Annotated in this window: 28 protein-coding genes and 1 riboswitch; of the genes, 19 read left to right on the top strand and 9 right to left on the bottom strand. The window is 65.0% G+C overall.

Annotated elements, in window-relative coordinates:
• Positions 1-10: 10 nt before the first annotated feature.
• Genes KBZ13_RS06525 through KBZ13_RS06515 form a run of 3 tightly spaced genes read right to left on the bottom strand, consistent with a single transcriptional unit; the run spans position 11 to position 2,980 of the window.
• Positions 11-1,099: a type III polyketide synthase gene (locus KBZ13_RS06525; RefSeq protein WP_255007574.1), complete on the bottom strand. Its 1,089-nt coding sequence runs from the start codon at positions 1,097-1,099 to the stop codon at positions 11-13.
• A gap of 4 nt (positions 1,100-1,103) precedes the next feature.
• The gene (locus KBZ13_RS06520) at positions 1,104-2,246 is read right to left on the bottom strand and encodes an NAD(P)/FAD-dependent oxidoreductase (RefSeq protein WP_255007572.1); all 1,143 of its coding nucleotides are present in this window, start codon (positions 2,244-2,246) and stop codon (positions 1,104-1,106) included.
• Positions 2,243-2,980 carry a methyltransferase domain-containing protein gene (locus KBZ13_RS06515; RefSeq protein ID WP_255007570.1) on the bottom strand — a complete coding sequence of 246 codons (738 nt, stop codon included), beginning with the start codon at positions 2,978-2,980 and terminating at the stop codon, positions 2,243-2,245. Before KBZ13_RS06515 ends, KBZ13_RS06520 begins: the two co-directional genes overlap by 4 nt.
• Before the next feature lie 113 nt (positions 2,981-3,093).
• Between KBZ13_RS06515 and KBZ13_RS06510 the strand changes: the two genes are divergently transcribed.
• Entirely contained in the window at positions 3,094-3,342 is a 249-nt protein-coding gene (locus tag KBZ13_RS06510) for a hypothetical protein (RefSeq protein WP_255007569.1), read from the top strand.
• Positions 3,343-3,436: 94 nt separating this feature from the next.
• On the opposite strand, the gene chlP is transcribed toward KBZ13_RS06510, so the two are convergent.
• A complete protein-coding gene (gene chlP / locus KBZ13_RS06505; protein WP_255007567.1) occupies positions 3,437-4,822 on the bottom strand; it encodes a geranylgeranyl reductase in 1,386 nt (461 codons plus the stop codon).
• Between the two features lie 116 nt (positions 4,823-4,938).
• On the opposite strand from chlP, the gene KBZ13_RS06500 reads away from it, so the two are divergent.
• From KBZ13_RS06500 to ccsB, 7 genes are all read left to right on the top strand, one after another.
• Complete coding sequence (locus tag KBZ13_RS06500) at positions 4,939-5,661, top strand: D-alanyl-D-alanine carboxypeptidase family protein (RefSeq protein WP_255007566.1); 723 nt, start codon at positions 4,939-4,941, stop codon at positions 5,659-5,661.
• Positions 5,662-5,905: 244 nt separating this feature from the next.
• Positions 5,906-7,714 carry a translational GTPase TypA gene (gene typA, locus KBZ13_RS06495; RefSeq protein ID WP_255007564.1) on the top strand — a complete coding sequence of 603 codons (1,809 nt, stop codon included), beginning with the start codon at positions 5,906-5,908 and terminating at the stop codon, positions 7,712-7,714.
• Complete coding sequence (locus tag KBZ13_RS06490; protein WP_255007562.1) at positions 7,711-8,085, top strand: DUF309 domain-containing protein; 375 nt, start codon at positions 7,711-7,713, stop codon at positions 8,083-8,085. Before typA ends, KBZ13_RS06490 begins: the two co-directional genes overlap by 4 nt.
• A gap of 192 nt (positions 8,086-8,277) precedes the next feature.
• On the top strand, positions 8,278-8,844 hold the full coding sequence (locus tag KBZ13_RS06485; protein ID WP_255007561.1) for an LptA/OstA family protein: 567 nt from the start codon (positions 8,278-8,280) through the stop codon (positions 8,842-8,844).
• Positions 8,841-9,569, top strand: coding sequence for an LPS export ABC transporter ATP-binding protein (gene lptB / locus KBZ13_RS06480; RefSeq protein WP_255007559.1), 729 nt, complete (start codon positions 8,841-8,843; stop codon positions 9,567-9,569). Before KBZ13_RS06485 ends, lptB begins: the two co-directional genes overlap by 4 nt.
• 59 nt (positions 9,570-9,628) lie before the next feature.
• A complete protein-coding gene (locus tag KBZ13_RS06475) occupies positions 9,629-10,750 on the top strand; it encodes an LptF/LptG family permease (RefSeq protein WP_255007750.1) in 1,122 nt (373 codons plus the stop codon).
• 44 nt (positions 10,751-10,794) lie between these two features.
• Positions 10,795-11,706 carry a c-type cytochrome biogenesis protein CcsB gene (ccsB, locus tag KBZ13_RS06470; RefSeq protein WP_255007558.1) on the top strand — a complete coding sequence of 304 codons (912 nt, stop codon included), beginning with the start codon at positions 10,795-10,797 and terminating at the stop codon, positions 11,704-11,706.
• Positions 11,707-11,937: 231 nt separating this feature from the next.
• On the opposite strand, the gene rpe is transcribed toward ccsB, so the two are convergent.
• The gene (rpe, locus tag KBZ13_RS06465) at positions 11,938-12,621 is read right to left on the bottom strand and encodes a ribulose-phosphate 3-epimerase (RefSeq protein ID WP_255007556.1); all 684 of its coding nucleotides are present in this window, start codon (positions 12,619-12,621) and stop codon (positions 11,938-11,940) included.
• 198 nt (positions 12,622-12,819) lie between these two features.
• On the opposite strand from rpe, the gene glpX reads away from it, so the two are divergent.
• The 7 genes from glpX (at position 12,820) to KBZ13_RS06430 (ending at position 19,804) form a co-directional block, all read left to right on the top strand.
• Positions 12,820-13,824, top strand: coding sequence for a class II fructose-bisphosphatase (glpX, locus tag KBZ13_RS06460; RefSeq protein ID WP_255007554.1), 1,005 nt, complete (start codon positions 12,820-12,822; stop codon positions 13,822-13,824).
• 34 nt (positions 13,825-13,858) lie between these two features.
• Positions 13,859-15,169: a glutamyl-tRNA reductase gene (locus tag KBZ13_RS06455; RefSeq protein ID WP_255007553.1), complete on the top strand. Its 1,311-nt coding sequence runs from the start codon at positions 13,859-13,861 to the stop codon at positions 15,167-15,169.
• Between the two features lie 58 nt (positions 15,170-15,227).
• The gene (locus KBZ13_RS06450) at positions 15,228-16,523 is read left to right on the top strand and encodes a glucose-1-phosphate adenylyltransferase (protein ID WP_255007551.1); all 1,296 of its coding nucleotides are present in this window, start codon (positions 15,228-15,230) and stop codon (positions 16,521-16,523) included.
• Positions 16,524-16,637: 114 nt separating this feature from the next.
• Positions 16,638-18,056, top strand: coding sequence for an NADP-dependent phosphogluconate dehydrogenase (gene gndA, locus KBZ13_RS06445; protein ID WP_255007549.1), 1,419 nt, complete (start codon positions 16,638-16,640; stop codon positions 18,054-18,056).
• Positions 18,053-18,796 (top strand): 6-phosphogluconolactonase, encoded by a 744-nt coding sequence (gene pgl, locus KBZ13_RS06440; RefSeq protein ID WP_255007749.1) that lies wholly within the window; start codon positions 18,053-18,055, stop codon positions 18,794-18,796. The genes gndA and pgl overlap by 4 nt, the downstream gene beginning before the upstream one ends.
• A 55-nt stretch (positions 18,797-18,851) precedes the next feature.
• A complete protein-coding gene (locus KBZ13_RS06435) occupies positions 18,852-19,427 on the top strand; it encodes a CIA30 family protein (RefSeq protein ID WP_255007747.1) in 576 nt (191 codons plus the stop codon).
• Positions 19,424-19,804, top strand: coding sequence for a hypothetical protein (locus tag KBZ13_RS06430; protein ID WP_255007538.1), 381 nt, complete (start codon positions 19,424-19,426; stop codon positions 19,802-19,804). The genes KBZ13_RS06435 and KBZ13_RS06430 overlap by 4 nt, the downstream gene beginning before the upstream one ends.
• A 17-nt stretch (positions 19,805-19,821) precedes the next feature.
• Here the strand turns inward: KBZ13_RS06430 and ilvD are convergent, their stop codons facing one another.
• The 3 genes from ilvD to upp form a co-directional block, all read right to left on the bottom strand.
• Entirely contained in the window at positions 19,822-21,495 is a 1,674-nt protein-coding gene (ilvD, locus tag KBZ13_RS06425; RefSeq protein ID WP_255007537.1) for a dihydroxy-acid dehydratase, read from the bottom strand.
• A gap of 92 nt (positions 21,496-21,587) precedes the next feature.
• On the bottom strand, positions 21,588-21,890 hold the full coding sequence (locus tag KBZ13_RS06420; RefSeq protein WP_255007536.1) for a hypothetical protein: 303 nt from the start codon (positions 21,888-21,890) through the stop codon (positions 21,588-21,590).
• 36 nt (positions 21,891-21,926) lie between these two features.
• Entirely contained in the window at positions 21,927-22,598 is a 672-nt protein-coding gene (gene upp / locus KBZ13_RS06415) for a uracil phosphoribosyltransferase (RefSeq protein WP_255007528.1), read from the bottom strand.
• A 62-nt stretch (positions 22,599-22,660) separates the two neighbouring features.
• On the opposite strand from upp, the gene KBZ13_RS06410 reads away from it, so the two are divergent.
• From KBZ13_RS06410 to cobW, 3 genes are all read left to right on the top strand, one after another.
• Positions 22,661-23,176 carry a pentapeptide repeat-containing protein gene (locus KBZ13_RS06410; protein WP_255007527.1) on the top strand — a complete coding sequence of 172 codons (516 nt, stop codon included), beginning with the start codon at positions 22,661-22,663 and terminating at the stop codon, positions 23,174-23,176.
• Positions 23,170-23,342: riboswitch (cobalamin riboswitch) on the top strand. Its footprint overlaps the gene before it by 7 nt.
• 85 nt (positions 23,343-23,427) lie before the next feature.
• Positions 23,428-24,000, top strand: coding sequence for a HupE/UreJ family protein (locus KBZ13_RS06405; RefSeq protein ID WP_255007525.1), 573 nt, complete (start codon positions 23,428-23,430; stop codon positions 23,998-24,000).
• 1 nt (position 24,001) lies between these two features.
• Complete coding sequence (gene cobW / locus KBZ13_RS06400) at positions 24,002-25,111, top strand: cobalamin biosynthesis protein CobW (RefSeq protein ID WP_255007524.1); 1,110 nt, start codon at positions 24,002-24,004, stop codon at positions 25,109-25,111.
• Here cobW and KBZ13_RS06395 read toward each other — a convergent pair.
• Complete coding sequence (locus tag KBZ13_RS06395) at positions 25,057-25,410, bottom strand: hypothetical protein (RefSeq protein ID WP_255007523.1); 354 nt, start codon at positions 25,408-25,410, stop codon at positions 25,057-25,059. The genes cobW and KBZ13_RS06395 overlap by 55 nt on opposite strands.
• Positions 25,411-25,508: 98 nt before the next feature.
• Between KBZ13_RS06395 and purS the strand changes: the two genes are divergently transcribed.
• Positions 25,509-25,766: a phosphoribosylformylglycinamidine synthase subunit PurS gene (purS, locus tag KBZ13_RS06390; protein WP_255007522.1), complete on the top strand. Its 258-nt coding sequence runs from the start codon at positions 25,509-25,511 to the stop codon at positions 25,764-25,766.
• Position 25,767 lies beyond the last annotated feature (1 nt).

Below are 25,767 nucleotides of genomic sequence, written 5' to 3'. Positions count from 1 at the left end.
GCGGGGGCGCTCAGCTGAGCAGGGCCACCTCCACGCACAGGCCCGGGCCGAAGGCCATGGCCAGGCAAGGGCCGGGGGCCTGCTCCTGCCGCAGGCGCTCGAGGATGAACAGGATGGTGGCCGAAGACATGTTGCCGCAGCTCTTCAGCACGGATCTGGAGGGCTCGATCAGCTTGGGAGCGAGATCCAGGGCCTCCGTCACCGCCGAGAGGATGCGCGGCCCACCGGGGTGCACCGCCCAGGAACCAATCGTTTCGAGGCTCTGCCCCTGGCGGGAGAGCCAGTCCTGCAGCCAGGGCCGCAGATGTTCAGCGATCAGGGCCGGCACCTTGGCGGAAAGCGTCATCACAAAGCCGTGATCCTCGATGCTCCAGGACATCGCCCCCTGGCTATCGGGAATGAGCAGCGAACCACTGGCGATCAGACGCTGGAACCCTGTGGGCATTTCCTTGGCGCCCGTGGCAATCAGGGCCGCGGCGCCGTCGGCGAACAGGGCATTGGCGACGATCCGCTCGGGATGCCAGCCGTACTGGAGGTGCAAGGTGCACAGTTCGACGGCACAGATCAGCGCGCAGGCCCCAGGATCAGCGCCGATGAATCCAGCCGCGACCCTCAGGGCGTTGAGCGTGCCGTGGCAACCCATGAAGCCCACATGGGTGCGGGCCACCTCAGGGGCCAGTGGCAGCTCCCGCATCAGGGCCAGATCAAAGCCGGGCGCCTGGAAACCGGTGCAGGACACGGTGACCAGGTGGGTGATCCCCGTGGATGGGAGTTCGGCCTGCTCCAGGCAGCGGCGCACCGCCGCCAGGGCCAGGGGCTCGCTCTCGCGCCCGTAGCGCTCCATGCGCTCGCCTGTGCTCGGGCTGGTGGATCCAAAGAACGACTGCTGGCTGACGCTGCCGTCCTCGCCGGGTTCGAGCAGCACGCTGTGCCTCCTGCCGACGCCGGAACGCCGATGAATCGCCTCCAGCAACCTCAGCTCACTGGGAGCGGCGGGACGGTCCGGTGTGGCGACGGTCTGGGCGATCCGGCAGGCCTCGCTCTGGGCGATGTGATGGGCTGGCAGTGCGGTGCCGAGTCCGCGAATCATCAGGGCCATGGGCTCAGGGGATCGCGTGACGGTGGAAGGATCCATTGAGGTGGTTCAGGGCCGGTGTCACCAGGATGGGCAGATGGGTCGCGGCCAACAGCAGGGCGTGGCTGATCCGGGGACGACGCAGCGCAAACGCGAGGGTGTGGCAGAGCCGCTGCCTTCGTCCGATCAGGGTCGCGTGCCGATGGGCCCAGTCGCGCTCGAGGCGGGGATCCCAGTCGCTCAAACCCTGAAGCACCAGCGGCACCACCGCCAAGGCGCTGCTGAGCGCCCAGCCGATGCCTTCACCAGTGAAAGGTTCGACATAGCCCGCCGCGTCGCCGAGAACCATGAGGCGATCGGCCGCCAGGGGGGTGCTGCTGCGGGTCAGGGCTGCCGTGACGCGCCAGGGACCACCACTGCCGAGGGGCAGGGGCTCGAATCCGGCCTCCTCCAGCACCTGCCGGGCCGCGGCGGCTGGACCACCACAGGTTTTCAGGTGAGTTCTCTCGAAGGCAGCGGCCAGATTGACCTGGCCGCTCTCCGTGCGCACCACGCCGACATAGCCATGGCGACCCACGGCCATATGGATCGTGCCTGATGTGTAGGAGCTTGGGGCGGCCTCAAGCACACATCCAGCACCGATCCTCGAGCTGGGGCTCACCCGGGAGCGGATCGGAGCAGGCGGCTGAAGGCAACGGTCAGCCAGACCCGTTGCAACGAGAACCACCCGAGCCGTGACGCTGCGCTGGCCCTGGGCGGAGCGCAGCTGCACCGAGCGGGCGCCCGGAGACGCAGCAGCCACGAGTGCCTCCGTTTGAGGCAGCAGCTGGGCTCCCGTGGCCTGGGCTTCCTCCACCAGGGCCTGATCCAGACGGCTGCGGGAAAGCGAACGGCCCTCGCTCAAAGGGAGGTCGGCGCTGCGCCCCCCCAGGGCGAGCCGCAGACGCGCAAGCCTGACGCCCCCCAGTTGAGCGGGAAGATCGCCCAGCCCTGCGCTCTCAAGGGTCTTGAGGGCGTGGCCATTGAGGCAGGTTCCGCAGACCTTCCAGCGGGGAAAGGCCTGCTTCTCCACCAGGAGCACCCTCAGCCGCTGGGCCGCCAGCTGACGGGCCGCGAGGGCACCGGCGGGCCCGGCCCCGAGCACGATCACGTCCCAGTCGGGCCGACTCATCCTTGCGGTCCTGGTGCATCGCTTTGGCTCCACTGCAACAGGTAGCGCTCCGGCCAGCAGCGGCGCACCAGGGCGCCCTCAAGGCCAGCCTGGATTGCCATGGCGGATACCTCCTGGGTTTGGAACGCTCCCTGCACCGACACAGGACCGTCGTAATGGACGATGGCGGAGCGGCTCAGCAGGCGACAGGCCGACCAGGCCAGCACATACCCCAGCGGACTGCGGATCAGATCGTTGACGAGCACCAGGTGCCTGGTTGCCGCGGCCATGCGCCGAAGCAGGCCTACGGCGTCGTCGGTCTCGAGATGGTGGAGGAACAGCGAGCAGAGCAGGACGTCGTAGCCGCCTGGCAGCGGATCGCTGAGGGCGTCGGCCTTGAAAAAATTCGCCTCCAGTCCCCTGGCAACGGCGTTTCCTGTGGCGACCGCCACGGCCTGCACACTGAGATCGCAGCCGTCGAAACGGATGTTCAGCCCCTCACGGCGGGCCAGCTCAGCGAGGGCCAGGGTGTTGTCGCCACCGCCGCAGGCAAGATCAAGAACCCTCAGTGGCCGATCGGGCAAGCGGCGGGCAAGGGCGCGAATCGGAGCGAACAGACTGCTGGCGGCACGGCTGAGGCCATTGATGCGCTGGAGACCCCGCAGGGCTTCGGCGTGATCCAGTGGATCGATTCCTGGATCATCCATCCACTCGGGCTGCAGGTTTCGTTCCTTGAGGTTGACCATGACAGCCATTCAAATGCCTTGAAGAAAACCTGGCGACGAAGGTAGCCAAGGATTCTGGCGCAGACTTGCCCTGCAGAATCCAAGGAATAGGATCAAAATTGTGGAAACATCTGAATACAGCCATGCTAGAAGCCTGGCTGCATGAGCGTGAACAGCACCGCGGTCGTCATCGTCAAGCTCTCAAAAAGGCATTGGAAAAGTCTAAAGAATCAGACAGAACCATTGTTCCCTCATCGAGGATGGCATCCATCGAAAACATCAGGCAGAGCATGCATCAAGCTGATGACATGGTTCTTGGCCTCACGCTGACGCTCAAGGCATTCGTCTATAGCCTCGTGAGCCGTCACAGAAAAGCTCTCACAGTCTGCTGACGCAGTCTTGTGATCGTCAGTCTGGGGAACTGATGAGTTCTCATCAAAGGCGTTCAGACCTCAGAAAGCCCCACCATAAGGAGGGGATTCAGTCTCACTTGGCAGCGAGAACCGGCTCCCGTTCCTCCTTGGACTCCGCGTCAGGCGACGACATCGAAGGGGCCGGCGTCTTGACGACGGGCTTCGATGCTTCAGCCATGGAGACCATGATCGCTTCGGCCTCCTCCGAGGAGCGCACGGCGCTGGCCACGGGCTTGTAACCCTCCGGCGCAAAGGCCTGGCCCCGCAGGTAGGCGCCGATGGTCAGCAGGGTCAGCTTGAGCGTCTGCCAGGGATTGACGGGCACCACGCGCTTATACAGGTAGCTGTCGAAGGTGAGCCGCTGCACGTCCTTGTCATCACACATCTCGACAAAGGCTTCCCGAGCCGGATCGTTGCTGTAAAAAACGTTCTGGAGGATCTCCAGCACCTTGTAGGTGGCGCCGTAGGCCTTGTCCCACTTCTTGATGTAGACCTTGAGATCCTTATCCGTGGGGATGCGCGTGCCCTGGGCACTGGCGGCCACGATCTCCTCGGCGCACATGCGGCCACTCTTGGCGGCGAAATAAATACCCTCGCCCGAACTCTTGGTCACATAGCCCGCCGCATCACCCACCAGAGCCATGCGGCCCACCACACGACGGGGACGGGGATGCTCGGGAATCGGATGGGCCTCCACCTTGATCACCTCACCATTGAGCAGCCGTCGGCTGGCCCGCTGGCGGATCCCCTTCTGCAGACTCTTGATCAGGGACTGATTTTTTTGCATGGTCCCGGTGCCCACGGCCACATGGTCGTACTTGGGGAACACCCAGGCATAGAAATCAGGCGACACATCGGTACCGACGTACATCTCGGCCAGATCTTCATAGTGAGCCATTTCCTCCTTCGGCAGGCGAATGCGCTCCTGGAAGGCAATGGCCATGTTGTAGTCGCCGGCATCCATGGCCTTGGCGACGCGGCTGTTGGCCCCATCGGCGCCGACAATCAGATCCACCTCAAGGGTCTTGATCTCTCCTGTGGCGCCGCCAGCTGAATAGTCGGCATAGCGAAGGGTGTAGGGACCCTGGCGGTTCTTGCCGGTGTCGATCGATTGCACCAGGCCGTTCACCAGCTGGGCCCCCAGGTCGGCGGCACGGTTGCGCAGGAAGGCATCCAGCACCTCCCGGCGGCACATGCCGATGTATTCGCCCTGGTTCTCCAGATGGATGTCCACCTCGCGGTTGGAGGGGGAAATCATCTTCATGTGGCGGACCTTGCGGTCGATGATCGATTCAGGCAGGTCGAACTCCGAGACCATGCAGAGCGGAATGGCGCCGCCACAGGGTTTGGCGTTGTCGAGCTTGCGCTCGAACAGCCAGGTTTTGATACCAGCCTTGGCCAGCACCTCCGCAGCACATGAACCGCTGGGGCCACCACCAACCACCGCCACTCGCAACATCTTGAAACCTGCTCTGCTGGAACGATGTTGACCGGAAGCTAACACCGTTCCTGGCCCCGCTGCTGGGCGTTTGGTCACTCACCCTTACGATCGCCTCAAAGCTTGAAACGAGGGCCGTGGCCCGACCGGCCTCGCGCGATGACATCCCCGTGGCACGGCGCAAGGTCAGCCCGGCGCTGCGCCGTCGGGGGGGCTGGCGACGGGCGATCAGCACCGCTGTCGTGCTTGTGGTCTTTGGGGCCGTGATGGTGGTGGTGTTCCCTGAACCGCTGAGGCGGTTGCTTGGGCCGCCACCGGTGAAGGGGTTGGCGGTCCGTCAGGGGCTCGACGGTCGCCTGTTAGGTCACTTCCCCTATCCCGAGGCCAAGGCCGCTGATCTGATCGAGGTGGCGCCCGGACTGACCCTGCGCCGCGAGGCTGCGGTCGCCCTGAGGGAACTGCTTCAGGAGGCGGCCGCCTCGGGCATTGATCTGCGGCTGCTCAGTGCCTTCCGCTCGGTTGCGCTTCAACAGCACCTGTTTTTCGATGTGAAGGCTGAGCGCAACCAGAGCGCCGAGGAGCGAGCCCAGGTGAGCGCACCGCCTGGCTTCTCCGAACACAGCACCGGCTATGCCGTCGATCTGGGCGATGGCAGCCGGCCCCAGACCAACCTCTCCGAGAGCTTCGACCAAACCAGGGCGTTCGCCTGGCTGGTGAAGAACGCCAACCGCCACCACTTCCAGCTTTCCTTCCCACGTCAGAACCGCCAGGGGGTGAGCTATGAGCCCTGGCACTGGCGCTTCGCGGGCTCGGCCGAAGCCCTCAAGCAATTTGAGGCCGCCCAGCGCTTCAACCGTTGATCAGCGGGCGACCCCGATGGAATCAGTGGCCCCCCCGCCTCAGGCTTTGTGGGGGTGGTGGTCAAACCGCCACGGACTCGATGATCCACCAAGGTTGAGCCGGGCTGCCGATGCTGAGTTCCCAGCCACAGAGGTCGCTGAGATAAAGTGTTGCTTCAGCTTTCCAGCAGGATGTCAGCGCTGAGCAGTCCCAGCAGCGCAGACCCAAATTCCCTCCCTGACAAGCATTACCGAGAAACCATCCATGAGCGGCGAGCACAAGAGCGCCCCGATCCGCAACATTGCGATCATCGCCCACGTCGACCACGGCAAAACAACCCTGGTGGATGCGCTGTTGAGTCAGTCGGGCATTTTCCGTGATGGCGAGGCCGTGCCCACCTGTGTGCTCGATTCAAACGATCTGGAACGGGAACGCGGCATCACGATTCTCTCCAAAAATGCTGCCGTCAACTACAACGGCATCCGCATCAACATCGTTGACACTCCCGGTCACTCCGACTTCGGTGGAGAGGTGGAGCGCGTCCTCGGCATGGTCGATGGCGCCCTGCTGATCGTCGACGCCAACGAGGGCCCCATGCCCCAGACGCGTTTCGTGCTCAAAAAGGCCCTGGAAAAGGGTCTGCGCCCGATCGTTTTCGTCAACAAGATCGACCGTGCCCGGGTTGACCCCGAGCAGGCCGTCGACAAAGTGCTCGACCTGTTCCTCGAACTGGGGGCCGACGACGATCAGTGTGACTTCCCCTATCTGTTCGGCAGCGGCATGGCCGGCTATGCCAAGCCCGACATGGCCACGGAAAGCGAGAACATGAAGCCGCTTTTCGATGCCATCCTGCGCCACGTGCCACCCCCGGTCGGTGATCCGGAAAAGCCCCTGCAGATGCAGGTCACCACACTCGACTACAGCGATTTCCTCGGTCGGATCATGATCGGCCGGGTGCACAACGGCACGATCAAGGCCGGTCAGACCGCCGCCCTGATCCGCGACGATGGCACGATCAAGCGGGGCCGCATCAGCAAACTCCTTGGCTTCGTGGGTCTCTCACGCGTCGACATCGAAGAGGCCCGCGCCGGCGATCTGGTTGCCGTGGCCGGCTTCGATGAGGTGAACATCGGCGAGACGATCGCTTGCCCTGACCATCCCGAAGCGTTGCCTTTGATCCGGGTGGATGAACCCACCCTTCAGATGACGTTCGTCGTCAACGATTCCCCCTTCGCGGGTAAGGAGGGCAAGTTCGTCACCAGCCGCCAGCTGCGGGAGCGCCTGCAGAAGGAACTGCTCACCAACGTTGCCCTGCGGGTCGAAGACACCGACTCTCCCGATCGCTTCGCCGTCAGCGGCCGGGGTGAATTGCACCTGGGCATCCTGATCGAAACGATGCGCCGGGAGGGTTACGAGTTCCAGGTCTCCCAGCCCAAGGTGATCTTCCGCACCATCGATGGCTCCCCCAGTGAGCCCTACGAAACCCTGGTGATGGATGTGCCCGAAGAATCGGTGGGCTCCTGCATCGAAAAGCTCGGTCTGCGCAAGGGCGAGATGCAGAACATGGAAACAGGTTCCGATGGCCGCACCCAGTTGGAGTTCGTGGTGCCTGCCCGCGGCCTCATCGGTTTCCGCGGAGAATTCGTGCGCGCCACCCGCGGCGAAGGGATCATGAGCCACTCCTTCTTCGAATACCGCCCGATGCACGGGGAGTTCGAGAGCCGCCGCAATGGCGTGCTGGTGGCCTTCGAGGAGGGCACCGCCACCTTCTACGCCCTCAAGGGCGCCGAAGACCGCGGTCAGTTCTTCATCACCCCCGGCACCAAGGTCTACAAGGGGATGATCGTGGGCGAAAACAACCGCCCCCCTGACCTGGAACTCAACGTCTGCAAGGCCAAACAGGTCACCAACATCCGTTCAGCCGGCGCCGAGGTGCTCGACACCCTGCAGACACCGATCCAGATGACCCTCGAGCGGGCCCTGGAATACATCGGCCCCGACGAAATGCTTGAGGTCACCCCCGAGTCGATCCGGCTGCGCAAGCTGGCGGTGAAAAAGCCCGCCAAGCGTTGAACCCGGCTGCGGAAGGCCCGGAGCGAGATCCGCGATTCCAGGAAGGCCTGGAATGGTTCAATTCCGCTGACTGGTATCGATGCCACGATCTTTTCGAGGAGCTATGGCACGAAACCGTTGGCCCGGACCGCTCCGCGCTGCAGGGGCTTCTGCAGATCGCCGTGGCCCACCTGCACCTCGAACGGGGCAACAGCAATGGCGCCACGCTCCTGATCGGTGAGGGCCTCGGCCGTTTGGCGCCCTATGGCGATCACGCCCTTGGCCTCGATCTCCAGCCCTTCATAAAAGTTTTGACAGCCCGTCTCCAAGCCCTGCAACGGGGCGAGGTTGGAGCGGCCGACGCACTGCCCCCACTGGAGAAGCTGGCCTGATGGGCTCTGTAGATTGAGCGGTTTGAAGTGAAGGGTCGGTTGCGGTTGCTGTCCTGGCTTCGAAACTGCCGAATGCTGGTGGTGGGGTCGTTCACCCTGACGGCATGGATGGGGACCGGCGGCCTGTTGGGGGATGCCTGGGCCCAGGGGCCCTATTCGAGCCAAGTTGCCCCTGCGGCGCCGGCCATTCCCATGCCGATGGATTCCTCAGCGCCGGTTCAACCTTCCCTGGCCCCGCTGCGGCCGAACTCCCAGCGCATCGATGCCACCCCAGGCGCGCCCGCCGGCGCACCCGCAACGACGCTCGTTTCACCGACCGCTCCCGCAGGACCAGCGACCCCTGCGGCTGAGGGCACCACTCCGACAGCCACCGCCCCCCGCCCCAGCGGCCAGGTCACGATCGATTCCGATCTCCAGCAGGCCGACCAGGCCACCGGCATCATCACCGCCACCGGCAACGTGCGCATCCTCTACCCCGATCAACGGGTGGTGGCGACGGCGCGCCAGGCCCAGTACTTCACCAAGGAAGATCGCGTGGTGCTCAGCGGTGATGTGGACGTAATCCAGGAGGGGGGGAACCACCTGCGGGCCGAGCGCGTGATCTACCTGATCAAGGCCGATCGAGTCATGGCCGAACCAGCCCCCGGCCAACAGGTGTTCAGCAAGATGGTGATTCAGCAGAAGGCTGCCGTTCCGGCGGCGCCGGCAAAACCGAGCCTCCCGCCCCCTTCAGCCCCCGTGGCTCCGGTAACCCCATGAGTCTGGCCCTGGAGAAGGTAGCTCTCTCCATTGGCGGCAGGCCCCTGGTCCAGGACCTGAGCCTGGTGCTGCACGCCGGAGAGGTGGTTGGTCTGCTTGGCCCCAACGGAGCCGGAAAGACCACCACCTTCAACCTCGTCACCGGACAGTTGCGTCCCGACCATGGGGTCGTGCGCCTCGACGGCGAGGAAGTTCAACACCTGCCGATGCCCAAACGGGCTCGCCTGGGCATCGGCTACCTGCCCCAGGAGGCCAGCGTCTTCCGCCAGCTCTCCGTCCGCGACAACCTGCTGCTCGCCCTGCAACAGAGCGGTACGGCCCGCTCCGGTCGCCGCGCAAGGCTCAATGATCTGATCGCTGAATTCCACCTGGGGGCGTTCCAGCACCGGCTCGGCTATCAGCTGTCCGGCGGCGAACGCCGCCGCTGCGAGGTGGCCCGAGCCCTGGCCGTGGGCAGCAGCGGCCCTCGCTACCTCTTGCTGGACGAGCCCTTCGCCGGTGTGGACCCCTTGGCGGTGGCCGATCTGCAGGAACTCATCGGTCGGCTCAAGGAACGGGGCATGGGGCTGCTGATCACCGACCACAACGTGCGCGAGACCCTCAGCATCACGGATCGGGCCTACATCCTCACCGAGGGTCAACTGCTGGCCTCGGGTCCATCGGCCGTGGTGGCGGCCGATCCGCTCGTGAAGCGCCACTACTTGGGCGAGAGGTTCGAGCTTTGAAGCCTTTTCACTACGACTTGAACAAACTCGCCCGTCGGTCCTGGCATCGCCTTCCGCTGATGGACCGCTGGTTGGCATTTGAGCTCCTTGGACCCTTGCTGTTCGGGATCGCAGCCTTCACCGCTGTCTCGCTTTCTGTGGGTGTGGTGTTCGATCTGGTTCGTCGCGTGGCCGAATCAGGCCTGCCGCTGCTGGCCGCGATCCAGGTTCTCGGTCTGCGGTTGCCTGGATTTCTGGTGCTCTCCTTTCCGATGGCCACATTGATGGCCACCCTGCTGGCCTACAGCCGCCTGTCGGCGAACAGTGAGCTGACGGCCCTGCGCAGCGTGGGGGTGAGCACCACAAGGATGGTGGTGGCTGCTCTGGTCGTCTCCATCTTGATGAGCATGATCACATTCATGTTCAATGACTTGATCGTGCCCAAGGCCAACCTGCAGGCGAGCGACACGCTCAATCTGGCACTTGGAAAGGCCATCGCAGGCGAGAAGGGGAGCAACATCATCTATTCGCGCTTCAGTCGTCGACTGGACAAAGAAAATGAAACTGGTTCGAGGAAGTATCTCTCTCAACTTTTCTATGCAGGTCAATTTGAAAAGGGAGAGATGAAGGAGGTAACTATTCTTGATTTCACACGTGAGAACAACACGCAGATTCTCACAGCCGAACGAGGCCTCTGGAACGAAGCCAAGGGTATGTGGGAATTCCGCAATGGCCGTGTGGTTGTGATTGATGCCAACTCCGACACCACCACCTCGGCCCGGTTCAACCGCTATCTCTATCCGCTTGATCAAGGTCCACTCAAGCTGGCGGATCTGCCCAAGGACGCGGCCAGCATGACCGTCGCTGAAGCCATGAGGGCCGAGCGCCTGGTCAGCGATGCAGGGGATCAGAAGGAAGCGCGGCGCTTGCGCCTCCGTATCCAGGAAAAATTCGCCTTTCCCGCCATCTGCCTGGTGTTCGGTCTGATCGGCAGCAGTCTGGGGGTTCGACCGGATGCCCGGACCAGTCGTAGCCAGGGCTTCGGGATCAGCGTTGTGTTGATTTTCTCCTACTACCTCATGTCGTTCATTTTCAGCTCCCTCGGTGTGAAGGGAACACTTTCCCCGATCTTGGGAGCCTGGCTCCCCGTGCTCATCGGACTAGGGTGCGGCTTGTTGCTCTTGCGTCAGGCCAGCCGCTGATCGGTAGGCACCGCGCCAGAATTGCTGAACTCCTATCGCGTTTCGTGAACGATCCCGTCATCGCCCTCGGTCTGACAGCCTTCGGCCTGCTGCTGTTGGCCCTGCCCCTGGCCTTCTGGGATGTGAGCACAGGCCGCAGCGGCCCTGCCGTGCGCCTCATGGTGGCCTCGGCGAATCTGGCCCTCACCGCCCAGCTCGTGCTGCGCTGGTGGGACTCCGGCCACTTCCCGATCAGCAACCTCTACGAATCGCTTTGTTTTCTGGCCTGGGCCTGCACCCTCACCCAACTACTGGTTCAGCGTTCCTGGCCTTCGCCGCTGGTGGCGGCCGCCTCCACCCCGATGGGTCTGGGTTGCGTGGCCTTCGCCAGCTTTGCGCTGCCGGACACCCTCCAGCAGGCCTCACCCCTGGTGCCAGCGCTGCGCTCCAGCTGGTTGATCATGCACGTGAGCGTGATCATGGTCAGCTACGCGGCTCTGCTGGTGGGCTCCCTGCTCTCGCTCGCCGTACTGTTCACCGGTCGTGGCCAGCAGCTGGAGTTGCGCAGCAGCTCGATCGGAAGCGGCGGCTACCGCCAGGCCCAGCTGGCCACGGCTGAGGGGGCAGGCCTTGAGCTCTCGAGCGTGGCCATCAGCGTCAGCGAACAACTGGACAGCCTCAGCTACCGCACGATCACCGTGGGCTTCCTGTTGTTGACCGTCGGCCTGGTGAGTGGCGCGGTCTGGGCCAACGAGGCCTGGGGCAGCTGGTGGAGCTGGGATCCGAAGGAAACCTGGGCCCTGATCTGCTGGCTGGTCTACGCGGCCTATCTGCACACCCGCCTGAGCCGCGGCTGGCAGGGACGCCGGCCCGCCCTGGTGGCCGTGGCCGGTCTGGTGGTGATCGTCGTCTGCTACATCGGCGTCAACCTGCTGGGCATCGGCCTGCACAGCTACGGCTGGTTCCTGAGCGCCTGAGGCGAAGCCGCAGCCGCAGCCGCAGGGCGGCTTGGTTCAGGAACCCCGCAGGATTGGGCGAAGCACCGGCAGCAAAGCGGACAACAGGCCCTTGGGCCTTCAGCTGATGGCAGGTGGTGGCAGACCTGTGGCTGGAAATCAGGCAGCAGGTCTTCAAGAATTGAACGAACAGGTGACCCAGGAGCAGCTCCCGGATCACCGGAATGATCTGTGTTGTCTCTGGGCCTTGGTTCAGGCGTGAACCGCCTGGGGACGGCGGCTGTTGCGGATGCCTGCAATCGCCTCGGCATAGCTGGGCTGGTTGAACACACCCGAGCCCGACACGATCGCATTGGCGCCCGCTTCGATCACCTGCCAGGCATTGCTGCCCTTGAGGCCACCATCCACCTCGATCCAGGGATCAAGCCCCTTCTCATCGCACATCCGGCGCAGGCTGCGCACCTTCTCCACCGCCGAGGGGATGAAGCTCTGTCCACCGAATCCAGGGTTGACGCTCATGATCAGCACCAGATCGCACAGCTCCAGGCAGTACTGGAGGGTGTCGAGGGGGGTGCCGGGGTTGAGCACGGCGCCGGCCTGTTTGCCCAGGTCCTTGATCTGGCTGAGGTTGCGGTGCAGATGCGGGCAGGCTTCCACCTGGACGGAGATGAAATCAGCGCCGGCCTTCGCGAAGTCGGCCACATAGCGCTCCGGCTCGACGATCATCAGATGCACGTCCAGGGGCTTGGCGGTGACCGGCCGAAGCGCTTCAACGATCAAGGGGCCGATCGTGATGTTGGGAACGAAGCGGCCGTCCATCACATCCACGTGGATCCAGTCGGCACCGGCCTCGTCGACGGCACGCACATCGTCACCGAGGCGGGAAAAATCTGCGGAGAGGATCGACGGGGCGATCACCAGGGGCTTGGTGCTCATCGAAGGTGCCACCGGGGCGAGGGAGCCCACTGATTGTATGGAGCGGTCGTCGCCACTGATACAGTGAGCCCCGCTTCAAGCTTGAGAAGCATTGCCACGCCAGGATCCTGACGATTCCGCCAGCGGACTCGACAGGGCCTGGCTGGGTCGCTGCTCTTCTCGTTGACGCCCCTTTCTCCCCCACCCTGCCGGACTGCCGTGGATCGCACCCTCATCCAGGAAATTCTCGAAGTCGTTGAACAGGCCGCCATCGCCTCGGCCGAGTTGACGGGCCTGGGAATGAAAGACGAAGCCGACGCCGCCGCCGTGGAGGCCATGCGCAAGCGCATGGGCCAGATCCAGATGCAGGGACGCATCGTGATCGGCGAAGGGGAGCGCGACGAGGCCCCGATGCTCTACATCGGCGAGGATGTGGGCAGCGGCACCGGCCCGGGGGTGGATTTCGCCGTGGACCCCTGCGAGGGCACCAACCTCTGCGCCAATAACCAGCGTGGCTCCATGGCCGTGCTGGCCGCCTCCGATCGCGGTGGGCTGTTCAACGCCCCTGACTTCTACATGAAGAAGCTGGCCGCCCCCCCCGCCGCCAAGGGCAAGGTGGACATCCGCAAGTCCGCCACCGAGAACATCGAGATCCTCAGCCAGGTGCTCGGCCTGGCCAAGGGCGAACTGGTGATCGTGGTGATGGACCGTGCCCGCCACAAGGATCTGATTGCCGAGATCCGCTCCACCGGTGCCCGCGTGCAGCCGATTTCCGATGGTGATGTGCAGGCCGCGATCGCCTGTGGCTTCGCCGGCACCGGCACCCATGCCCTGATGGGCATCGGCGCTGCCCCCGAGGGGGTGATTTCCGCCGCTGCCCTGCGGGCCCTGGGGGGCCACTTCCAGGGTCAGCTGGTGTATGACCCCGCCATCGCCCAGACCTCCGAATGGGCCGACTACACCGTGGAGGGCAACATCGCCCGGCTCAATGAAATGGGAATCACCGACATCGATAAGGTTTACGAAGCTGAGGAGCTGGCCTCCGGTGAGAATGTGGTCTTCGCCGGCAGCGGCATCACCGATGGGTTGCTCTTCGATGGGGTGAAGTTCGAAAAAGACTGCGTCCGCACCAGCAGCCTGATCATCAGCACCCTCGACAACTCAGCCCGCTTCACCAACACCATCCACATCAAGCCAGGTGCCCAGAGCATCGCTCTGCGCTGATCCGGTTCCCTCAGCGCCCACGAGGTCTGCCTCCATGCACATCGCCGTCATCGGTCTGAGCCATCGCACGGCACCGGTGGAGATCAGGGAGCGGCTGAGCATCCCCGAACAAAAACTCGAGGATTCGCTCCTGAAGCTCGGATCGGCGGACCAGGTGCTTGAGGCGTCGATCCTCAGCACCTGCAACCGCCTCGAGATCTATGCCCTGCTGCGCCACCCGGAGCAGGGCATCTCGGCTGTGGGCTCTTTTTTGAGCGAGCACTCCGGCCTGGCGTTCAACGAACTCACCCCGCACCTGTTCACCTACCACCACGAGGAGGCGGTGGCCCACCTGATGCGGGTGACCGCAGGCCTCGACAGCCTGGTGCTCGGGGAAGGTCAGATCCTTTCCCAGGTCAAGAAGATGGTCCGGTTGGGCCAGGAGCACCGCTCCATCGGTCCGATCCTCAACCGCCTGCTCAACCAGGCGGTGAGCACCGGCAAACGCGTGCGCACCGAGACCAACCTGGGAACCGGCGCCGTCTCGATCAGCTCGGCGGCGGTGGAACTGGCCCAGCTCAAGGTCGGGCAGACCCGCGGTCTCGACGAACTGGTGAGCCTGGACCAGGAGCAGGTGGCAGTGGTCGGTGCCGGGCGCATGGCCCGGCTGTTGTTGCAACACCTTCAATCCAAGGGCTGCAGGGCGGTGGTGCTGCTGAACCGGACCGTCGAGCGGGCCGAGGCCCTGGCCGCCGATTTCCCTGACTTCCCGGTGCAATGCCGGCCACTTGAGGATCTCGACCATTGCCTGAGCACCTGCTCGCTGGTGTTCACCAGCACCGCCGCCGACCAGCCGATCATTGACGCAGCGCGGCTCTCGCTGCTCAATCGCCGCTCCTCGCTGATGCTCATCGACATCGGCGTGCCCCGCAACATCGGCTCCGATGTCCAGGCTCTCCCCGGCGTTGAGTCCTACGACGTCGATGACCTCCAGGAGGTGGTGGCCCGCAACCAGGAGGCCCGCAGGGAGATGGCGGCGGAGGCCGAGGGGATGTTGCAGGAGGAGAGCCGCCTGTTCCTGGAATGGTGGGATGGACTTGAGGCCGTGCCGGTGGTCAACCGTCTGCGCCTGCAGCTGGAGGACATCCGCGAGCAGGAGCTGCAGAAGGCCCTCAGCCGCATGGGCCCCGATCTCTCCGCCCGGGAGCGCAAGGTGGTGGAGGCGCTGAGCAAGGGCATCATCAACAAGATTCTCCACACCCCCGTCACCAACCTGCGTGCGCCCCAGGCGCGCCAGCAACGCCATGTGGCCATGAAGGTTTTGCAGGATCTTTTTGAGTTGCACGAACCCCTGAACGACCTCTGAAGAGGCAGCCGCTCCAGTACGGTGCTGGGACCCTGACACCCTCTGGGGTCAATCATTTATGAAGCGTGTCCTGGCCATCATTCTCGGCGGAGGAGCCGGCAAGCGGCTTTACCCCCTCACCAAGAGACGCGCCAAGCCCGCCGTACCCCTCGCCGGCAAGTACAGGCTGATCGACATACCGATCAGCAACTGCATCAACTCCGGTATCAACAAGATGTACGTGTTGACTCAGTTCAACAGTGCCTCCCTGAATCGTCACCTCAGTCAGACCTACAACCTCTCCGCCGGCTTCGGCCAGGGTTTTGTCGAGGTGCTGGCCGCCCAACAGACCCCTGAAAGCCCCAGCTGGTTTGAAGGCACCGCCGATGCGGTTCGCAAATACCAGTGGCTGCTCCAGGAATGGGATGTGGATCAGTACCTGATCCTTTCCGGCGACCAGCTCTACCGGATGGACTACAGCCTGTTCGTGAAGCACCACATCGCCACCGGCGCTGATCTCACCGTGGCGGCCCTGCCGGTGGATGCCGCCCAGGCGGAGGGATTCGGTCTGATGCGCACCGAATCCGAGGGGCGTATCCGCGAATTTCGTGAGAAGCCCAAGGGAGAGGCCCTGGAGGCCATGCGTGTCGACACCTCCCGTTTTGGGCTGACGGCTGAAGACGCCGAGAAGAAGCCCTTCCTGGCCTCCATGGGGATCTACGTGTTCAACCGGAGCACCCTGTTCGATCTCCTGGAGGCCCACCCAGGCTCCACCGATTTCGGCAACGAAATCATTCCGGCCGCCCTTGAGTCAGGCAATAATCTGCAGAGCTACGTTTTCAACGACTACTGGGAAGACATCGGTACGATCGGTGCCTTCTACGAAGCCAACCTGGCGCTCACCGTTCAACCGGATCCGGCCTTCTCCTTCTACGACGAAAAGTTTCCGATTTACACCAGACCCCGCCATTTGCCTCCGAGCAAACTCCTCGATGCTCAGGTGACCCAATCGATCATCGGCGAGGGATCAATGCTCAAAGCCTGCAGCATTCACCACTGCGTGCTGGGGGTGCGAACCCGCGTCGAAAGCGAGGTTGTTCTGCAGGACACCCTGGTGATGGGAGCCGATTTTTTTGAATCCAGCGAGGAGCGCGCCGTGCTGCGTGAACGGGGCAGCATCCCCATTGGGGTGGGCCGCGGCACCACGGTGCGCAAGGCGATCCTCGACAAAAACGTTCGCATCGGCCGCAATGTCACGATCGTCAACAAGGACCACGTGGAGGAAGCCGATCGACCGGAGCTGGGGTTCTACATCCGCAACGGCGTGGTGGTGGTGGTCAAGAACGGCTCAATCGCCGACGGCACCGTGATCTGACGGGGCCCTGGCTTCACCCTCCCGTGATCTGTTGCTGACAAGCAACCCCGGGGCATGTCCATCGGCCGTTCCTCTGGCCACACTGGTCCGCGAACACCACGGAATTGCCCACGCATGACAAAGGCTCACTTTGGTCTGATCGGGCTGGGGGTGATGGGGGAGAACCTGGTGCTCAACGCCGAGCGCAACGGCTTCTCGAGCGTCGTTTACAACCGCACCTACGCCAAGACCGAGGAGTTCCTCCATGGCCGTGGCGCCGGTAAGCAGATCATTGGCGCTGACTCCCTTGAGGATTTCGTCGCCAAACTGGAACGTCCCCGGCGAATCTTGATGATGATCAAGGCCGGTCCTCCAATCGACGCCACCATCGCCGCCATTGCCCCCTACCTGGAGGAGGGGGACTTACTGATCGACGGCGGCAACTCCCTCTACACCGACACCGAGCGGCGGGTGAAGGAGCTGGAAAGCCGCAGCTTCGGCTACATCGGCATGGGGGTGTCCGGTGGCGCCAAAGGGGCCCTGGAGGGGCCGAGCATGATGCCCGGCGGCACCCGAAGCGCCTACGACGCGATCGAGAGCCTGGTGCGCAAGATGGCCGCCCAGGTGGACGACGGCCCCTGCGTCACCTACATCGGCCCCGGCGGTGCGGGCCATTTCGTCAAGACCGTGCACAACGGCATCGAGTACGGGATCGAGCAGATCCTGGTCGAGGCCTACGACCTGATGAAGCGCTGCGCCGGCATGGATGGCCTGGCGATGGCCGAGGTGTTCGACGGCTGGAACCAGCTGGAGGAGCTCTCCTCGTACCTGGTGGAAATCACCGAGGTGTGCTTGCGCACCCGGGATCCCGAGGATGGTGGGGATCTGGTCGAGAAGATTCTCGATGTGGCCGGTCAGAAGGGCACCGGACTCTGGACCGTGGTCAGCGCCCTGGAGATGGGGGTGCCCGTGCCCACCATCTATGCGGCGCTCAATGGCCGGGTGATGAGCTCCCTGCACGCCGAACGCCAGGCGGCGGCGACCGTGATCGCCGCACCGGAGCCGGCGACGATCGACCTGGGTGAACCCTCCGAGGGCATGCCAGCCCTGCGCGATGCCATCACTCTCGCCTGCATCGCCAGCTATGCCCAGGGCATGGCCCTGATGGTGGAAGCCTCCGCCCTGCACGAGTACAACCTCAACCTCTCCGCCATCGCCCAGATCTGGAAGGGGGGCTGCATCATCCGCGCCAAGCTGCTGCAGCGCATCCAGAACGCCTACGACGCCAACCCGGCACTGACCAACCTGATGGTCGACCCCTGGTTCGCCGAACAGGTGAATGCGCGACTCCCCGGCCTGCGTCACGTGGTGGCAGGGGCGGCCCTGGCCGGCATCCCCGTGCCCTGCCTGAGCAGCACCCTCGATTACATCGACAGCTACCGCACGGCGCGGCTGCCCCAGAACCTGCTCCAGGCCATGCGTGACTGCTTCGGGGCGCACACCTACGAGCGGGTCGATCGCCCCGGCAGCTTCCACTCCGAGTGGCAGCCTTGACCACCTACCGCCTGCGGATCAGCGACGACGCCACCGCTCTGGCCCACCAGGCCTGTTCCACGATCGCCGCTCGAATCGATCTGGCACTGGCCGAACGGGATCGGGCCCAGATCGCCCTCTCCGGCGGCAGCACCCCCGCCGAGACCTACCGGCTGTTGGGGCGCCAGCATCTGGCCTGGGGGCGGGTGGATGTGCTGCTCGGCGATGAGCGCTGGGTGCCGGCGGATGACCCGGCCAGCAACGCCCGGCTGTTGCAGGAGACCCTGCTGGTCCAGGCTCCTGGCCAGGGCGCCCGCTTCCATCCGGTCCCCACCGGGGAGACCACGCCCGAGCTGGGGGCCGCCGCCTTCGCCCATCTGCTGCGGCAGCTCTGCCCCGGGGATCCGCCGGTGTTTGATCTGATCCTGCTCGGTCTGGGGGATGACGGCCACACGGCCTCCCTCTTTCCCCATACCGCCGCCACCGATGATCGCGGCCTCTCGGTGACGGTTGGGATCGGCAAGGGCCTGGAGCGCATCAGCCTCACCGCCCCGGTGCTCAGCGCCGCCCGCCAGGTGGTGTTCCTGGTGTCAGGGATCAGCAAGCGTCAGGCCCTGGCCAGGCTCCTGGATCCCGATGAACCCGCCGAGCGCACCCCGGCCCGGCTGGTGCAACCCCGGGATCCTGTGCTGGTGCTGGCGGATCGGGACGCCGCTGGTGAGCTGCAGGATCAGGATCGGGCCGAACGCTCCGCTCCCTAGGCTGAAGGGAGCGGACCCGGTCGTGGTGCTGCCCCTTCCCATGATGGTTTCGGCGATGGTTGAGCATCCGAGCAGCCTGCCGATCAAGCCGCTGGTGATCGTTGCCGGTGACGGCTTTGCTGGCTGGCATGCCCTCAATGACACCGTCATGGGTGGCCAGAGCAGCGGGGGCTGCAGCATCAGCAACAAGGGACTGGTGATGGACGCTGAGGTGATCGAGGCAGGCGGCGGCTTCGTCAGTTGCCGGTCTCCCAAGTTCTCGCCTCCCCTGGATCTCTCGGCCTACAGCGGTCTGCAGATCGACCTGCGGGCCGATGGGCGCCGCTACAAGTTGGCCCTGGCCTGCGCAGATGGCCTGGGTGGACTGACCGAGCTGATCCCCGGCGGCCTGCGCTGGGTGGCTGAATTCGCCACCGAATCCAGCGGCCTCACCCAGGTGACCATTCCCTTCGCCAGCCTCAAAGCCAGCGTCCGGGCCAGGCCCAAGCAGCGACCCTGGTCCTTCGATGCCTGCCGCATCACCCGACTGCAGCTGCTGCACTCCAAGTTCAGTGACGATGGCGGTCTCAACAGTGGATTCAGGCCCGGCGACCTGCACCTGGGCCTGGAGGCGATCCGCGCCGTGCCGTGATTCCGCTCCAACTTGTGGCCGCCGCGGCTGACCTCTGCCTCAAGCCCCTGCGCCATGCGGTCGTTCCCCAGGTCCCGGAGGATCAAGAGGCGGCTGGTTCGCCCGACCTCGCCGGGGATCAAGACTGGGCGCTGCGCCTGCAGGCCAGGGATGGGGAAGGCCGGCGGCGGCCCGATCACGACATCGAGCTGGAGATTTATCGCAGTGGCACGCGCCACAACCTGATGCTCTGCCGGGCTGTGCCCGAAGATCAGCCGCTGCTCTGGCATGGCGGCCACCCCGTCTGGATGGATGGGGCCAACGGCCAGCGCTGTGAACGCCCACCCGACGGCGAGGCCCTCGAAGCCCTCGCCCGCCGTCTCCACGCCCTGCTCTGAGCTGATCAGAGCGTGGCCTAAAACACGATGTCGGTGACAGCTCCTTGGCTGCTACTGCTCACCAGGCGTGCGTACTTGCCGAGCACACCCGTGGTGTAGCGGGGCTCCGGCTTGACCCAGGCCGACCGGCGCCGGTCGAGCTCGGCCTCGTCCACATTGAGCTGAATCAGCAACTGCCTGGCATCCACGGTGATGCTGTCACCCTCCTGCACCAGGGCGATGGTGCCACCCACGGCGGCCTCGGGGGCGACATGGCCCACCACCAGACCGTAGGAGCCGCCACTGAAACGCCCATCGGTGATCAGCGCCACCGACTCCCCCAGGCCCTGCCCAACGATCGCAGCCGTGGGCGAGAGCATCTCGCGCATGCCGGGGCCGCCCACGGGACCCTCATTGCGCACCACCACCACGTCACCGGCCTTGACCTCACCGGCAAGAATCGCCGCCAGGGCGTCCTCCTCACTTTCGAACACCCTGGCCGGGCCGGTGAGCACGGGTGTCTTGATGCCGCTGATCTTGGCCACGGCCCCCTCGCTGGCCAGGTTGCCCGTGAGGATGGCCAGATGGCCCTGGGCATAGAGGGGATTCGACAGGGGCCGAATCACGTCCTGACCGGATGGGGGCACAGATGGCACATCCGCCAGCACCTCATGCAGGGTTCGGCCCTCGATCGTGCGGCAGTCGCCGTGCAACAGACCGGCCTCCAGCAGGAGCTTCATCACCTGGGGAATGCCGCCGGCCTGATGCAGATCCACGGTCACGAAGCGACCACTGGGCTTGAGGTCGCAGATCACGGGCACCCGCTGGCGGATCGTCTCGAAATCCCCGATCTCCAGCGGCACCCCGGCGGTGCGGGCGATCGCGAGCAGATGCAACACCGAATTGGTGGAGCCACCCACGGCCATGATCACGGAAATGGCGTTCTCGATCGCTTCGCGGGTGATCAGGTCGCGGGGGCGGATGCCTGCGGCGATCGCCTCAACCAGCACCTCCGCCGAACGGGCGGCGCTGTGAGCCTTCTCGGGATCCTCGGCGGCCATGGTCGAACTGCCGGGCAGGCTCAGGCCCATCGCCTCAAAAGCGGAACTCATCGTGTTGGCGGTGAACATGCCCCCGCAGCTGCCCGCACCAGGACAGGCGTTCTTCTCGATCGCCGTGAGCTCTTCCGCATCAATCCTGCCGCCTGCGTACTGACCCACCGCCTCGAAGGCGCTCACCACGGTGAGGTCGCAGGGGCCGAGTTTGCCCGGCTTGATGGTGCCGCCGTACACGAAGATCGCCGGAATGTTCATCCGCGCCATGGCGAGCATGGCGCCGGGCATGTTCTTATCGCAGCCGCCGATCGCCAGCAGACCGTCCATGCTCTGGGCATTGCAGGCGGTTTCGATCGAATCGGCGATCACCTCACGGCTCACCAGGGAATACTTCATCCCTTCTGTGCCCATGGAGATGCCATCGCTCACGGTGATGGTGCCGAAGGTCTGGGGCATGGCCCCGGCGGCGTGGGCCGCCAGCACGGCCCGCTCCGTGAGCTCGTTCAATCCCAGATTGCAGGGTGTGATCGTGCTGTAGCCATTGGCGATGCCGATGATCGGCTTGTTGAAATCACCGTCGCCGAAGCCCACCGCCCGCAGCATGGCCCGATTCGGCGAGCGCTGGACCCCTTGGGTGATGGCGGCGGAGCGAAGCATGAGAGCAGCGGTTCACTGAAAGAAACCTACTGATCGATGCATCCCACCCGGTTCAGGCAGGGGGCTGGGCCCAGCGCAGACCCAGCGCCAGCTCAGGCCTTGGGGGTCAGGCTTTCGAGCTGGCGGCGCACGTCTTCGATGGCTCGGTTGAGCTTCTGCACCTTGTTCTGGAGCTCATGGTCCAGTACGGGTTGGCGTCCCAGCACCACGGGTTCCTCAGAGCCGTTCTGCAACCGCGAGAGCTCAAGCCCCCGCCGCTGGCGCCGCCGCTGTTGGCGCCGCTCCGCCTCTGAGAGCAACCACCAGGCCAGAGCCGTGGCCCCGAGGACGGCCCCGGCCACGGCGCCGAGCAGAACGCCGCTGCTGCTGTCGTTGACTTGGGCGTTCCTGGCCATGGGAGATCGCTGCCTCTGGAATGTGTCTGGATCCCCTCAGCCTAGGTAGTGAGGGGTATCAGTTCCATAGAGCCGATCGCCCGCATCCCCCAGCCCCGGCACGATCTTGAAGGTCGAATCCAATTCGGCATCGATGCAGGCCGTGTAGAGGGTGAGGTCGGGAAAACGTTCCCCCAGCCGCTTCAAACCTGGAGCCGCCGCCAGGGCGGAGATCACCCGCAGCCGCTTTCCAGAAACCCCCTTGTGCTCGAGGCGTTCGAGCACCTGGCTGAGGCTTCCGGCCGTGGCCACCATCGGATCGAACACCAGTACCCCTACGCGCTCGCCGATCGTTTCGGGCAACTGGTCGAGGTACCAGGAGGCTTCACCGCTGCGCTCATCGCGGCGCAGACCCACGTGGGCCACCCGTGCCGTGGGCAGCACCGCCTGGGCCCCCTGCCAGAGGCCCAGGCCGGCCCGCAGGATCGGCACCACCAGGAGAGGCACCGCCCCATCCACCACCTGACCATCGGTTTCGGCCCGGGGGGTTTGGACCCTTACGGACCGGTGGGGCAGCCAATCCCGCAGGGCCTCGTAGGTGAGCCAGCGCCCCAGCTCAGCCATCGCCGTGGCGAACAGGGCCGGCGGGGTGGTCCTGTCGCGCAGCAAGGTCAACCAGTGACCGATCAAGGGGTGGGGCGGCACCACGACCCGCAGGGACATGCTCATCGAAGGGTCACGGTGCTGCGCAGGCCTGCCATAACTTGAGGATCCACGGTAAAGCTGCGCTGATGCAAGCTCTATTCAGCGTCATCACCCTGCTGGTACTGCTTCTGGGCGTGGCAGGGGGCTTGGTGGCACCGGCCTTGGTGGCACCGGCCTGGGCGATCACCGCCCCCGAAGTGCGCAGTAAAAACAACGCTCAGGACCTCAGCCCCGACAGCCACGGCCGAGATCTGCACCTCCAGGAATTCCTGAAGGCATCGCTGAGCGGCTTCGATCTCAGTGGCGCCGACCTCCGCGGTGCCGTGTTCAACAGCAGCGATCTCCAGGGCAGTGACCTGCGCGGGGCGGACCTCCAGGACGTGGTGGCCTTCGCCAGCCGCTTCGATCGCGCCGACCTGCGCGGTGCCGTGTTGCGCGACGCGATGCTCATGCAGAGCAAGTTCTTGGGGGCGTCGATCGAAGGGGCCGATTTCACCGATGCGGTGCTGGATCTGAGCCAGCGGCGCGCCCTGTGCAAGCGGGCGGAAGGGGTCAACCCGCGAACCGGCGTGGATACCAAGGACAGCCTGGAGTGCCGGTAGATTCGTCATCCGGTTCCGTTGGTGATCAGCCTGCGGAGGAAACGGGGAAAGACCGGTGGGGAGTTCGCTCCGAGTCCGGCACTGTCCCGCAGCTGTGAAGACCCTGGAGCCCATCGGGGCCCCTGCCGGTCTAGTCAGAACGCCCGCCGGATTCGACCCTTCCATTCCGGCGCGGACCGGGCTCCACCATGAACATTCCTGTTGAGGCGCCCTTGCGCCTCTCGATCTGGCGCGCAACTTCAGGCTTGGCCGTGGCACTGCTCCTGCTGGTGCTCCTGGGCGAAGCGCCCGCCTCGGCCCATCACCTGATGGGCTTGTTCCAGCTCAAGCCAGGGCCTGCGGCGGGAATTCTCAGCGGCCTGGGGCATCCCGTGCTCGGTCCTGATCATCTGCTGTTCCTGCTCTCCTTGGGGCTGGTGGGTCTGCAGCAGCCCCGTCGCTGGATCCTGGGCCTGCTCGCCACGGGTCTGGCGGCCTCAGGGCTGGGCCTCTGGCTGCCGGGTCTCCCTGGCGCAGAGCTGCTCGTGGCCCTCTCACTGGTGGCGGTGGGCCTGGTGCTCACAGGCCGCCTGCCCCGCTGGATCCTGCTGCCGGCTTTTGCGCTTCACGGCTACGTGCTCAGCGCCGCGGTACTGGGCTGGGAACCCACACCGATCGCCTTCTACCTGCTGGGCCTTCTGATCAGCCAGGCGCTCTTGCTGACCGCCGCCATCACCCTGGTGCGCCGCTGGGGCAGCCAGCTGAGCCCCTCCGATCTCAAGCTCGCCTCCGGGGTTCTGATCGGCATCGGCGCCAGCCTGGCCTGGACCAGCCTGGTGCCCTGAGATGGTCGCCACCCCAACCAGGCGCTTACCGGTCACTGTGGTGACAGGCTTTCTCGGCGCCGGCAAGACCACCCTGCTGCGGCACCTGCTCCTCCACAGCGGCAAGCGCCTGGCCGTTGTGGTCAACGAATTCGGCGAGGTGGGCATCGATGGCGACCTGTTGCGCAGTTGCGGCTTCTGCCCGGAGGAGGAACTGGGCGGACGACTGGTTGAGCTGGCCAACGGCTGCCTCTGCTGCACTGTCCAGGACGAGTTCCTGCCCACGATGCAGACCCTGCTGCTGCAGGCCGACCGCCTCGATGGCATCGTTGTCGAAACCAGTGGTCTGGCCCTGCCGGAGCCCCTGGTGCAGGCCTTCCAATGGCCCGAGATTCGCACCCGCACGCGGGTGAATGGCGTGGTCGCCGTCGTTGACGGTGAGGCCCTGGCCCAGGGAAGTGTGGTGGGCGATCCGGCAGCCCTCGAGGCCCAGCGGCGCGCCGACCCCAGCCTCGATCACCAGGACGATCTGGAAACCCTTTTCGATGAACAGCTGGAGGCGGCGGATCTGGTGCTGGTGAGCCGCGGCGATCGTCTCGATCCCGACCAGCTGGCCGTGGTCAGGCGCAGGTTGGCGGCAGGGCTGCGCCCCGGGGCGCGGGTGCTCACCATGGAGCGGGGGGTGGTGGATCCCCAGCTGCTGCTCGGGGTGGAGCTGCGGGAGGGTGGCAGCGATGCCCACAACCTCCCGCACCAGGACCACGATCATGACCACGGCCATGACCACGTCCACGTGCCGATGCAGTCGGTGGCGCTGACCCTTGAGGGTCCCTTCGAACGCAGCCGGCTGGAGACCATCCTGCTCGATCAGATTCGCCAGCAGACGATCCTGCGCCTCAAGGGACGGCTCTGGCAGGCCGGAAAACCTCGGCCGCTGCAGATCCAGGCCGTCGGTCCTCGCCTGGAGTGCTGGTACGACGCCGCCCCCGGCCCCTCGGCCAACGCCAGCCGCGAAACCCTTGAATTGGTGGTGTTGGGCCTCGACCTCGACGCCGGCCAGCTGGAGGCCGCCATCTTTCAATCAAGGGGCAGTTCCCCCCTGGCGCAGACCCCATCCCAGCAGAGGGTCTGAGCGGCGATCCAGCGGCTGCTCACCACCTGAAGCGGGGCCCCGGGGCGCTTCAGGATCACCTGACCGCTGCCGTCGTGGCGGAAGTCAAAGCGTTTGGATCCAACCTGAAGGCGCCATTGCTGGCCCGGAGAGGCAACGGTCATCACACAGGCGCGCCAGGGCCCCTGGGCGATGCGGCAGTTGAGTGGGATCGGTTCCGCCGCTCCCTTCGCCGCGGCGGCAACCAGCACCAGGGCTCCCGCCAGCAGTTGACAGGCCAGATGGCAGACCCGTTGGCTTCCCTGCTGTGATCCGGTCATCCCCAGGTCTCCGGGGGAAGGTCTGTCTTCAAGCTGAAGACCAGCGGCCCCTGGAGGGCGGCAGGCTGCGAAGATTTAACAAACCAACCCCAGCTCTGGTGCCCCTCTTCACCGCCCGCGTCCTGGTCTCCCTGAGGCCATCGGTTCTCGATCCAGCTGGGGAGGCCACCCGGGCGGCGGCCGCCCGCCTGGGGGTCGATGGCCTCAGAAGCCTGCGCATCGGCAAGGCGGTGGAAGTGGAGCTGGAGGCTGCCGATTCCGCCAGCGCCCAAGCCCAGCTCGAACTCCTGAGCGACCGTCTCCTGGCCAATCCGGTCATCGAGAACTGGACGCTGGATCTCCAGCAGCCCTCCTGAG

This window comes from Cyanobium sp. ATX 6F1 (genome assembly GCF_024346315.1).
Taxonomy (GTDB): Bacteria; Cyanobacteriota; Cyanobacteriia; order PCC-6307; family Cyanobiaceae; genus ATX-6F1.
Note: the sequence above shows the minus strand (reverse complement) of the source record. Positions and strands in the feature narration are given on the sequence as shown.

Bases quoted from the DNA above. Each gene is read 5' to 3' on its own strand.
- gndA (WP_255007549.1), top strand. From the start codon at position 16,638: ATGACAAAGGCTCACTTTGGTCTGATCGGGCTGGGGGTGATGGGGGAG.
- KBZ13_RS06395 (WP_255007523.1), bottom strand. From the start codon at position 25,410: ATGACCGGATCACAGCAGGGAAGCCAACGGGTCTGCCATCTGGCCTGT.
- cobW (WP_255007524.1), top strand. From the start codon at position 24,002: ATGGTCGCCACCCCAACCAGGCGCTTACCGGTCACTGTGGTGACAGGC.
- chlP (WP_255007567.1), bottom strand. From the start codon at position 4,822: ATGTTGCGAGTGGCGGTGGTTGGTGGTGGCCCCAGCGGTTCATGTGCT.
- KBZ13_RS06455 (WP_255007553.1), top strand. From the start codon at position 13,859: ATGCACATCGCCGTCATCGGTCTGAGCCATCGCACGGCACCGGTGGAG.
- rpe (WP_255007556.1), bottom strand. From the start codon at position 12,621: ATGAGCACCAAGCCCCTGGTGATCGCCCCGTCGATCCTCTCCGCAGAT.
- KBZ13_RS06485 (WP_255007561.1), top strand. From the start codon at position 8,278: ATGCCGATGGATTCCTCAGCGCCGGTTCAACCTTCCCTGGCCCCGCTG.
- lptB (WP_255007559.1), top strand. From the start codon at position 8,841: ATGAGTCTGGCCCTGGAGAAGGTAGCTCTCTCCATTGGCGGCAGGCCC.
- ilvD (WP_255007537.1), bottom strand. From the start codon at position 21,495: ATGCTTCGCTCCGCCGCCATCACCCAAGGGGTCCAGCGCTCGCCGAAT.
- KBZ13_RS06450 (WP_255007551.1), top strand. From the start codon at position 15,228: ATGAAGCGTGTCCTGGCCATCATTCTCGGCGGAGGAGCCGGCAAGCGG.
- KBZ13_RS06420 (WP_255007536.1), bottom strand. From the start codon at position 21,890: ATGGCCAGGAACGCCCAAGTCAACGACAGCAGCAGCGGCGTTCTGCTC.
- KBZ13_RS06525 (WP_255007574.1), bottom strand. From the start codon at position 1,099: ATGGCCCTGATGATTCGCGGACTCGGCACCGCACTGCCAGCCCATCAC.
- KBZ13_RS06510 (WP_255007569.1), top strand. From the start codon at position 3,094: ATGCTAGAAGCCTGGCTGCATGAGCGTGAACAGCACCGCGGTCGTCAT.
- typA (WP_255007564.1), top strand. From the start codon at position 5,906: ATGAGCGGCGAGCACAAGAGCGCCCCGATCCGCAACATTGCGATCATC.
- KBZ13_RS06515 (WP_255007570.1), bottom strand. From the start codon at position 2,980: ATGGCTGTCATGGTCAACCTCAAGGAACGAAACCTGCAGCCCGAGTGG.
- KBZ13_RS06520 (WP_255007572.1), bottom strand. From the start codon at position 2,246: ATGAGTCGGCCCGACTGGGACGTGATCGTGCTCGGGGCCGGGCCCGCC.
- KBZ13_RS06475 (WP_255007750.1), top strand. From the start codon at position 9,629: ATGGACCGCTGGTTGGCATTTGAGCTCCTTGGACCCTTGCTGTTCGGG.
- KBZ13_RS06410 (WP_255007527.1), top strand. From the start codon at position 22,661: ATGCAAGCTCTATTCAGCGTCATCACCCTGCTGGTACTGCTTCTGGGC.
- KBZ13_RS06435 (WP_255007747.1), top strand. From the start codon at position 18,852: ATGGTTGAGCATCCGAGCAGCCTGCCGATCAAGCCGCTGGTGATCGTT.
- upp (WP_255007528.1), bottom strand. From the start codon at position 22,598: ATGAGCATGTCCCTGCGGGTCGTGGTGCCGCCCCACCCCTTGATCGGT.